Here is a 4914-nt window from a genome sequence, read left to right as displayed (position 1 = left end):
AGTCCGGCCAGCATGATGAGTGCAATCGTCAGGTACAGAGGCGTTCGCTTGTTCAAAATCATAATACGAACGGATGCGGATGATGAGTCGTACCAAGAAATGTGCGTCTTAATGTACCCGTTTTTTGCTTTTTCCGCAACCCTGCTTTTTGTATGGCTCAACTCATTACTGTGGCCCAGTTCAACGTGCCGCACGAAGCGCATTTTGCGCGGATGCAGCTCGAAGCCGCCGAGATTCCGTGCCGCGTCATCCACGAAGATATGACCGGCCTCACCATGTTCTTTTCTTCGCGCGCAGGCGGGGTCAAAGTGCAGGTGCCTGCCGGATTTGAAGACGAAGCCCGCACCCTCCTCGCCGATATGAACCGCGACGCGTAGCGCCTGCCAACGTGATGCCTTGATGCCTGCACGAAAACAACCGCAGCGCGGCCTCAGTGGGAAACTTATGCAGGTCCTGCTCCGCTATGGCAACGGTGTTTGTTTCCTGATGCTCTTGCCCTGGCATGCCCAACCGTGCGCCCACTCCGCTCATGCAACGCCTGCCCGGCTTCTACGGGTGGACAATCCTGGCGGCGGCCACCCTTGGCATGGCGGCAACGCTCCCCGGACAAACAGCGGGCGTGTCGCTCTTCATTGATGCGTTTGTGGAGGACCTGTCGCTCTCGCGCACCGCTGTGTCGTGGATGTACACCGTAGCCACGGTCGTGGGCTCGCTGGCGCTGCCGTGGATTGGGCGGCAGATGGACCGCATTGGGCCGCGCCGCATGGTGCTGTTTGTGGGCAGTGCGTTTGCGCTGGCCTGCCTGGGCATGAGCCAGGTGCGCGGCTGGATCACGCTGTTTCTGGGCTTCCTGCTCCTGCGCGGACTCGGCCAGGGCGCGCTCGGGCTCATCAACAACCACGTGGTGAACCTCTGGTTTGAGCGGCGGCGCGGCATGGCCGTAGGCGTGCTGGGACTGGGCATGGCCGGAGCCACGGCGATCTTTCCACCGCTCATCGAGCAGATGCTTCAGGCCTACGGATGGGCGCAGTCGTACGTCATTATTGGCGGACTGCTGGCGGTGGGCGTGGTGCCGCTGCTGGTGCTCTTGTACCGGGCCGAGCCCGAGCGCTTCGGCCTCACGCCCGATACCGCCCTGCCGTCGCTGGGCACCGCCTCGGCTTCCCCCAACAACCCAGTACGCGGACTTACCCTGACGCAGGCGCGACGCACGCGCACGTTCTGGCTCTTTATCGCGGGCGGCGTGTGTGCGGGCGGACTCGGCACCGGACTGCTCTTTCATCACTTCGCGATTCTTGCCGAGGCCGGGGCCAACCGCACCCTGGCAGCACAGTTCTTCGTGCCGTACGGCGTGCTCACTGCGGTCTTTACCCTGATCATGGGAGCACTCATCGACCGCGTGTCGCCGCGCTACCTGATGGGCATTCTCATGGCCACGTATGCCACCCTTATGGTCAGCGCTCCGTTCGCGGCTACGTCCGTCTGGGTGTGGGCCTACGGGGTCCTCTTCGGCGTGGCGCAGGGCACGCAGAACGCTTTGCTGGGCAGCGCCTTTGCCTACTACTTTGGACGCGCCCACCATGGCAGCGTACGCGGATTTGCCGCCACCATTTTTGTGGCCGGTACCGCGCTGGGTCCGGTGTTGCTGGCGCTGGGTCCGGACTGGCTGGGTTCGTTCACGCCCATGCTATGGGCCAGTGCGCCGCTTGCGGTGGTGGTTGGCCTCGTGTCGTGGTGGGCCGAATGGCATCGGTGGGATGCGCAAGTCCTGGTTGCATCTGAATAGATGCGGCACCCCCGCGTGCAAGATGTGTTTCCACTACATGACCGTTTCGCCCTATGTGTTCTCACCCCCCTATCGCTATGCAAACGTTTATGGACTCGGTGATTCGCGCCCTGGGTCTCGAAGAGATCGACCGCCACATTGCAGGCTGGATGGACCGCTACGGGCGCTGGCTCTTGCGTATCTCCATCGCGATCGTGTTCATCTGGTTCGGCGGGCTGAAGGTCATTGGCATCAGCCCCGCCGAAGAGCTCGTTAAAAGCACGGTCTACTTCATCCCCGCCGATTTCTTCTATCCGATTCTGGCCTGGTGGGAGGTGTTGATCGGCATTACCCTTCTGATTCGCCCGCTGAACCGCATTGCGATCTTGCTGCTCTTCCTGCAGATGCCCGGCACGCTACTTCCGCTTGTCATTCTGCCCGAGGTGTGCTTTACCAGTTTCCCGATTGGCCTAACGATGGAAGGACAGTATATCATCAAAAACATGGTGCTCATCAGTGCCGGGCTGGTGGTGGGCGGCAGCGTGCGCGAGCGCAGCAGCGAGGCGAAACGGCTGTAAATCTTAATCGGTATTGGATGGAAGCTAAGTGATAGTTCCCCTGATAAAAAACCTTTCCTGAGGCGAACGGTCCCCCGTTCGCCTACGCCAGTTCCGCCGGGGACGTCCGCGCCGGGTGAGGCTCTAAGAACGGGTTGTGCTATAGGTTCAGAAGTCGCACAGCCCCCCAACGCCCGTCATCCAGATCCTGAATCGAGTTCAGGACAGGCAAGGCGCCCCTGGCGCCGCTGATCCGGAGCCGAGCGAAGCGAGGGCCGAAGGTCATGCCTGTGGTACGCACGAAGTAATCCATTCGCCGGTTGAGGGCGAACGCACTCCGCTAATACATCCCTCCATTGGGGCATGGATCCCAGATCGTCGCTCCGCTCCGTCTGGGATGACGGTGTGAGGGCATAAGAAAGCATTTCTGTATATTCAACAGCGATCAGATGTATAGCACAACGCATTGTGACACAGCACTACCCGGCTATGGTAAATCTCTGTTTCATATGGCTTCAATCCCAAGATATTAGTGTGATGCGCTTGTTTTCTGGACCTTGGGCTCACTTTTGCCCTTAAAGTATGAGCTTAGGTTGTGGTACTTAGACCGGAAAATCGCACTCGTACTCTGTCGATCCTTTCTTCTCACGCCCCCTGTAGGGCCTTGCTGTTCCATGAAGCCGCAGTCTTCGCTTCGCCCCGTTGGGGACGACGAGCGCATCCACGTACTCGACGCCCTCCGCGGATTTGCGATCTTTGGCATTCTCATTATCAATGTACGCGTCTTCAGCGGATATGCGTACCTGCCCGGCGAAGCACAAGCCGACCTCCTTTTGGCAGAATGGAACACCGTGTTTGACTGGATCCACACGGTGTTCTTCAGCGGCAAGTTCTACACCCTCTTCTCCCTGCTCTTCGGGATCAGTTTTGCCATTCAGTTCCACCGGGCTGCCTCCTCGGATCGCTCGTTTACCCGACATTTCAGCCGGCGCCTCTTCTTCCTCTTTCTCATTGGGCTCGTTCACCTTTGGGGCCTCTGGTTTAGCGACATCCTGGTCCTCTACGCGCTCTGCGGCTACCTACTGCTCGCGTTCAAGGGCTGGTCGGACGGGGCTTTGCTCGGGGCGGCCGGTGTTCTGCTGCTGGTGCCTGGCCTGCACGCCTGGTACTTGCAGACCGCCGACGCAGCATACACCACCGTCCTCTACCAGCAGCTTTCAACGCTGTGGATGGACTGGGGACTGCCCCAGGCGTCGACCGAGTACCAGACGTTTCAGATGCAGGACGTAGCGGCTGTCATCCAGAGCGACTCCTGGGCTACGGTTGGCACGTTCAATGCAATTGGGCCCTTCCTTCGGGCGTACGGCATTGCCCTCGACGCGCGGCTCGTGAAGGTGCTGGCCACGTTCGTCTTGGGGCTGTGGGTGGGGCACCAGCTCCTAAAGCAGCGCCTACACGAACACACGTCCTGGCTCGTCCGCGCGGCGATTGTAGGGTGGGTCGTTGGTCTGCCCCTCAACATCCTGTACGCGATGGACAACCCGACCTCCCTGTCAGACGAATCATTCCTGTTGATCAAGGACATCCTTTCCCCTTTTGCTTACGTGGCTCTTACGACGGGGTATGTTGCCTCCTTCATGCTTCTCTTCCAGACGCGGCTGCGTACGACCCTGGACCGGCTCTTCAACGCAGTTGGAAAGACGGCCCTGAGCAATTATCTCCTTCAGTCGGTCGTGGGGATTCTTCTGTTCTACGAGGTTGGTCTGGGGCTCCACAAATACCTGGGCTCTCTGGGCCTGACCGGGGCCACCGTGGCCATCTTTGGAATCCAGATTCTTGGCAGCACGGCCTGGATGCAGCGCTACAAGTACGGGCCGCTGGAGTGGGGCTGGCGGGCCCTTACGTATGGCCGTGTCCTTCCCAATCGTCGCTCGTGAGACCCGTCCCAGCATGAACCGGTCGATCGGCCACTGACAGCAACCCGCCTTATATTCGACGTCTTTTTTTCCTTTTTCCACATTCCTATGCGCACGTTCCTATTCGCTGTTTTTCTGCTCCTGGTCTTCGCGCCGGCACACCCAACCCCGGCACAGACCATCGATCCCGAAGCTGCCTTTGAACGCATCGACGACGAGTCGTCCGGCACCCTTGGGGTGTACATGTACGACCAGGCGAGCGGGACCGAATATACTCACAACGCAGACCGCGACTGGTATCTGGCGTCGACGGTCAAGATTCCCCTGGCCATCGCCGTCCTGCAGCGTGTCGAAGACGGCGAGCTGTCCCTGGACGACACCGTGACGCTCCGCGAGTCGGACTTCGTCGACGGCCCAATCGGGGCAGGTAGATATTAAAAGTGGATCCTTGTCCAGGCTCACTATAAACATTGATGAACCCGCTGTTCTGTTTCACGATACCATAGACGGTTGCCAGCCCCAGACCTGTGCCTTGGGCAGGACGTTTGGCTTTTTGGTTTTGGACTCGATCACGTTTACCGTATCACCCGGTTTGCAGTCTTTCACCTGATGGACCTTCAGTTTCACCAAATCGTTTGCCCGCAGACCATTGTTGATACCCATGATCCAAAGCAAC

At 59.4% G+C, this 4914-nt stretch carries 5 protein-coding genes and 2 pseudogenes; 5 read left to right on the top strand and 2 right to left on the bottom strand.

Features of this window, described 5'->3' with window-relative positions; all coding sequences use genetic code 11:
* Positions 1–152: 152 nt before the first annotated feature.
* The 5 genes from R6U20_RS03890 (at position 153) to R6U20_RS03870 (ending at position 4676) form a co-directional block, all read left to right on the top strand.
* Positions 153–377, top strand: coding sequence for a putative signal transducing protein (locus R6U20_RS03890; RefSeq protein ID WP_410336556.1), 225 nt, complete (start codon positions 153–155; stop codon positions 375–377).
* Positions 378–502: 125 nt separating this feature from the next.
* On the top strand, positions 503–1786 hold the full coding sequence (locus R6U20_RS03885; protein ID WP_410336555.1) for an MFS transporter: 1284 nt from the start codon (positions 503–505) through the stop codon (positions 1784–1786).
* 77 nt (positions 1787–1863) lie between these two features.
* Complete coding sequence (locus R6U20_RS03880; RefSeq protein ID WP_410336554.1) at positions 1864–2343, top strand: hypothetical protein; 480 nt, start codon at positions 1864–1866, stop codon at positions 2341–2343.
* Positions 2344–2996: 653 nt separating this feature from the next.
* A complete protein-coding gene (locus R6U20_RS03875) occupies positions 2997–4259 on the top strand; it encodes a DUF418 domain-containing protein (protein WP_410336553.1) in 1263 nt (420 codons plus the stop codon).
* 87 nt (positions 4260–4346) lie between these two features.
* Positions 4347–4676, top strand: a complete 330-nt coding sequence (locus R6U20_RS03870; RefSeq protein ID WP_410336552.1) for a serine hydrolase — start codon at positions 4347–4349, stop codon at positions 4674–4676.
* Here R6U20_RS03870 and R6U20_RS03865 read toward each other — a convergent pair.
* Positions 4657–4785, bottom strand: a pseudogene (locus R6U20_RS03865) (ATP-binding protein); the annotation flags it as partial. The gene R6U20_RS03870 and the pseudogene R6U20_RS03865 overlap by 20 nt on opposite strands.
* Positions 4731–4914 (bottom strand): annotated as a pseudogene (locus tag R6U20_RS03860) (hypothetical protein); the annotation flags it as partial. The pseudogenes R6U20_RS03860 and R6U20_RS03865, both read right to left, overlap by 55 nt.

The sequence above is a fragment of the Longimonas sp. genome (assembly GCF_046498435.1).
GTDB lineage: Bacteria > Bacteroidota > Rhodothermia > Rhodothermales > Salinibacteraceae > Longimonas.
The sequence above is the reverse complement of the archived record's forward strand: the minus strand, read 5'-3'. Positions and strand labels throughout refer to the sequence as shown.